Raw genomic sequence first — 1,625 nt, 5'->3', positions numbered from 1 at the left:
AATTGTTTTTGATGCTCGATGCTGTGAGTGCCCACACAGATTGCTTGATTCAAATTGTTAAAGAGCGACGCAGCTTTTGGCTGCTGCGGGAGTGGAATTCTACTCAACCGCCTTCTCGAGTCAAGCCTTATTTTCAAAGGCTTTTCGAGGCTATCGACTCAGGCTTTGCGTTGCTGCTTGCCCTGTCGATGGAGGCGCATTATAGGGAGCGAATTCGTTCTGGCAAGGGGATAATTGCAAAAAGATGGCTTCCATCGTTCAATCGCTCACAAAGCCACCAAAAAGCATCTTAATCCAGCGAAATCAGCCTGCGACAGGTGCTGCAACGGCAAAATCATGCAGGTTGTCGTAGATGGCATCGGCCAGTTCAATCCCCGCATCAGTAATCGGCTTACCCGTTCTGACCATTATCTTGTGACCGACCTTGGCATTGATGGCCACCTTCAAGTCTGAAGGTTTGTCACCCACCATATAAGAGCGGCTCATATCGATACCGAGCTCCCGCTGGGCAAGCAACAACATACCCGGTTCGGGTTTGCGGCAGTCGCAGGGGGCACCGTGGTTCGGGTGATGGGGGCAGAAGTAGATACCATCGAGATCCACATCGCGATCGGCCAATGACCAATCCATCCACTCGGTCAGGTTCATGAAGTCATCTTCAGTGAAGTAACCACGGGCAATGCCGGATTGGTTGGTCACCACGACCAACAAATAGCCTTTTTTCTTCAGCAATTGCATCGCCTCAATCGCCCCGGGCAGAAAATGGAAGTCATCAACCTGGCTGACATAACCCGTGTCTTTGTTGATGACACCATCGCGATCCAGAAAAATGGCGGGTTTACTCACAGCAACTACCTCTATAGATGATTTCGCAAAAGTATCTCACAAGCCATTTAAAGCCCCAAAAGTAAAAGGGGTGGCCGAAGCCACCCCTTTTATGTGTGCATATAAAGTATCGATTAAGCGATAACTTTAGCTACAACACCAGCACCTACGGTACGGCCACCTTCACGGATGGCGAAACGCAGGCCGTCGTCCATCGCGATCGGGGCAATCAGGGTAACAACCATCTTGATGTTGTCGCCCGGCATTACCATCTCTACGCCTTCCGGCAGTTCGATGGTACCGGTCACGTCGGTAGTACGGAAGTAGAACTGCGGACGGTAGCCCTTGAAGAACGGGGTGTGACGACCACCTTCTTCTTTGGACAGCACGTACACTTCGGATTCGAACTTGGTGTGCGGCTTGATGGTGCCCGGCTTGGCCAGTACCTGACCACGCTCTACGTCTTCACGCTTCACGCCACGCAGCAGTGCGCCAACGTTCTCACCTGCACGACCTTCGTCCAGCAGTTTGCGGAACATTTCAACGCCGGTACAGGTGGTCTTGGTGGTATCTTTGATACCAACGATTTCCACTTCTTCACCAACCTTGACGATACCGCGCTCTACACGACCGGTTACTACGGTACCACGGCCTGCGATGGAGAAGACGTCTTCGATAGGCATCAGGAACGGCTGGTCAATGGCACGCTCCGGCTCCGGAATGTAGGTGTCCAGGTGGCCAGCCAGTTCCAGGATCTTCTCTTCCCACTGAGCTTCGCCTTCCAGCGCTTTCAGTGCGGA

3 protein-coding genes are annotated in these 1,625 nt (G+C 52.5%); 1 reads left to right on the top strand and 2 read right to left on the bottom strand.

What is annotated here, in order from left to right; translation table 11 throughout:
- Nucleotides 1-293 (top strand): hypothetical protein (locus AB5Y59_RS16705; protein ID WP_368212385.1); only part of this gene is annotated, 293 nt, incomplete at its 5' end.
- A 10-nt stretch (nucleotides 294-303) separates the two neighbouring features.
- Here AB5Y59_RS16705 and gmhB read toward each other — a convergent pair.
- Nucleotides 304-846 carry a D-glycero-beta-D-manno-heptose 1,7-bisphosphate 7-phosphatase gene (gene gmhB / locus AB5Y59_RS16700; RefSeq protein ID WP_368212384.1) on the bottom strand — a complete coding sequence of 181 codons (543 nt, stop codon included), beginning with the start codon at nucleotides 844-846 and terminating at the stop codon, nucleotides 304-306.
- 113 nt (nucleotides 847-959) lie between these two features.
- Nucleotides 960-1,625 (bottom strand): EF-Tu/IF-2/RF-3 family GTPase (locus AB5Y59_RS16695; protein WP_368212311.1); only part of this gene is annotated, 666 nt, incomplete at its 5' end.

Origin of the sequence: Aeromonas sp. s10 (assembly GCF_040907975.1) — a bacterium.
GTDB classification, from domain to species: domain Bacteria; phylum Pseudomonadota; class Gammaproteobacteria; order Enterobacterales; family Aeromonadaceae; genus Aeromonas; species Aeromonas caviae.
Note: the sequence above shows the minus strand (reverse complement) of the source record. Positions and strands in the feature narration are given on the sequence as shown.